General features: G+C 43.8%; 3 protein-coding genes and 1 pseudogene. 2 read left to right on the top strand and 2 right to left on the bottom strand.

Going from position 1 to position 2,591, the window contains the following annotated elements; genetic code table 11:
• Positions 1-294: 294 nt before the first annotated feature.
• On the top strand, positions 295-1,026 hold the full coding sequence (locus AK963_RS27650) for a copper homeostasis protein CutC (protein WP_066018536.1): 732 nt from the start codon (positions 295-297) through the stop codon (positions 1,024-1,026).
• A gap of 243 nt (positions 1,027-1,269) precedes the next feature.
• Complete coding sequence (locus tag AK963_RS27645) at positions 1,270-2,181, top strand: hypothetical protein (protein WP_066018535.1); 912 nt, start codon at positions 1,270-1,272, stop codon at positions 2,179-2,181.
• 42 nt (positions 2,182-2,223) lie between these two features.
• Here AK963_RS27645 and AK963_RS36945 read toward each other — a convergent pair whose 3' ends face one another.
• The gene (locus AK963_RS36945; RefSeq protein WP_083232924.1) at positions 2,224-2,376 is read right to left on the bottom strand and encodes a Dabb family protein; all 153 of its coding nucleotides are present in this window, start codon (positions 2,374-2,376) and stop codon (positions 2,224-2,226) included.
• 39 nt (positions 2,377-2,415) lie between these two features.
• Positions 2,416-2,591 (bottom strand): annotated as a pseudogene (locus AK963_RS32660) (IS256 family transposase); the annotation flags it as partial.

The following is a 2,591-nucleotide window of genomic DNA, read 5'->3' as shown; positions in this document are numbered from 1 at the left end:
GTCAGCTTCAGATGTGTATAATATACATATATAAGGCATCTTTTGTTATATTTCCATGAGTGTTTATTTTATTTCGCACTATGGTGTTTGAATCTATAGTTGATAAAATATTTTTTCAGCTGTTCAGAGTTTAATGGTGTAATGATTTTTTTGATTGATTTAGCCATTTTAAAAGCTAAAAAGGAGGGGCTTTCTGTTTGTGAGGCACGTGATGATATAAAATAGAGAGTAGCTTCTTCAATTTATGAAGAGTCCGGTTCAGTTAACAGAATAGAATATATAATCAGATACTGCATGATACCTATTGAAGTCTGTGTTCATAGTAAAGATGACTCCTACGTTTCCCGCTCGGTTCTCTCAGCATGGCAGGGAGGAGCTGATAGAATCGAGCTTTGCTCCCACATGGAGCAGGATGGCTTAACCCCCTCTATCCAACATATAGAGCTGGCAAGAGATGCATTTAAGGATCGCCCTGGTCTGTTGGCAATGATTCGCCCTGTAGGTGGTGGCTTCTTTTATGCCATGGATGAGATTGCCCTTATGGAACACCAAATTAGAGATGCTGCGACGGCAGGGGTCGATGGCATTGTTATTGGCGTTCTGGATAAGAAAACAGCTGGTATTCATCGAGCATATTGTGAACAGCTGATAGGGAAGGCCCGCGAATTTGATCTGACAGTTACCTTTCACCGGGCTTTTGATGCAACACCAGACTGGCAATATTCGCTTGAAACGCTGCTTGAACTTGGTGTTGATCGGGTGCTCACCAGCGGCACTGCCTGGGGGAGTGTTGAAACAGCACTGGAGGGGCTTGGACAGCTGGAAACTATGGGCAGGTTTGTATCGGAAGGTCTTGAAATTGTTGTGGGTGGCGGTGTGTCGATGAGTAATGCATCAACAATTCTTTCCGCTATGAAGCCTGAAGTGAAACGCTTTTCCCTGCATACATACAGTGCTGTGTTGGATCATGGAAACGTCAGCTCTCTGAAGGTTCGTCAGATGAAGTCTTTGATGTTACCAACGTAGCATGTTCCTCTGTTCTTAATCACTAACCTTCGTTATCTTAAAAGATACAGCTTTAGGGGGATCGGAGTTCAAGGTCGACGATGGGTCAAGGCTATTTGAGAATAGTGGCCGTACAGGTGCTCCCCAGAAAAACACAGGAGTCGTTGTTGTGTAAGACAGTTTATTTTCGGATCACCTCCTGCTCCCTGACCTGGTCGGCTCTTGATGACAGTGGATGTCAAAACTCATACAGGGAAGCTAGTGATGAAATGGATGCCCATCATTGTTTTTATGGTGTTGTTTCTTGTTCCGACAGGAAGGTCAGAAGAACATTACCCAGGTAAGTTTGTCTCGGATTCTGAGAGAGAAACCCTGATTAGTACAACAAACGATACTGTTATCGTGGATAGTCAGAATAGCTGGCTAACTGGGATATTGGTCGGAAATCTTGGCTCCAGAGAGTGGGTTAATGGGTTTTTGTGGAGCTCCGGAGAGCTGGTAGTGCATGCAACTGAAACATCTGAGCTTCCGCAGTACCCTTCATTTCAATATTCGCTTTCTGTCGAAGAATCGGATCAAGAGCTTTGGGTGGATCTGGTTGGCACACGAGAGCCAGAGGTTTTTGTTTTTTCCTTCAGAAGTAAAGCCTTCTGGAGCAGTCCTTTCAGTTCTGAAAGTGACTTTATTCTTACGGAAATCGCTCCTCTGTTAGAGGACTTTTCTGTTTCTCATTCTGCTAAAGCGTTTCCAGAAGGTGTTGAAGTTGACTGGGACTATCGCAATAACTGGTTTTATCGTGAGAGAGTCTCCAGAGGTCTGGTTACCAGGATTCAGCGGATAAATCGAAGTTGGTTAAGTAATCAGTGCATTATTGATATTCATTTAGGAGGCTCAAGAAATATTGTCAGTTATCGGGATGAATGGATACCCGCAAAGAGATTCCCCAGCGAATCAGGAGGGAGTGAAACTGGAAACTATATGGGGGGGCGTAAGGAGCATCAGTTTGTTCCTGATGTTGGACAGTTTACAACCTATCAGGAAAGTTTTTGCCGCTATGCAGAAGATGCTGCTGCTGCGAATCAGGAGGTGAATATTCTCTATTCGGATTTCTGGGGCTCGAGTGAGAGCCTGGTCGAAGCAGAAGTCTATAAAATATGGGTTGAGGCTACAGAGTAATGGCTCTGAAATGATCTGATAAAACCCAAAGCCTGAAATTGGTCAGTACTGAATATCATATATCAGGATTTTGCGGCTCAAGGGGGCAAAGTAGGTCTTTACCTTCTTTTGATGAAGAGGATCATTAATATACTCATCCATATTTTTCTGGTCAGCGAAAGTCATCACCAGACCAACATCAAAACTGTCATCCACGAGCCTGTAAATAATTCTGTGTAAACGCCACCAAAACTATTACTCCTTGAACCGGTCAGGAAACATAATTTCAAACCGGTTCATGGCTGCTTTCCAGTTCCTGATCGGCATGGTCCATTTCTCGGAAGCTTTTTCCATGGCCAGATAGATTACCTTCATGACTGACTCATCAGTCCGAAAAATCTTCCGGTTCTTGATCGCCTTACGAATGACGC

Source organism: Endozoicomonas atrinae, from assembly GCF_001647025.1.
Lineage (GTDB): Bacteria > Pseudomonadota > Gammaproteobacteria > Pseudomonadales > Endozoicomonadaceae > Endozoicomonas > Endozoicomonas atrinae.
The sequence above is the reverse complement of the archived record's forward strand: the minus strand, read 5'-3'. Positions and strand labels throughout refer to the sequence as shown.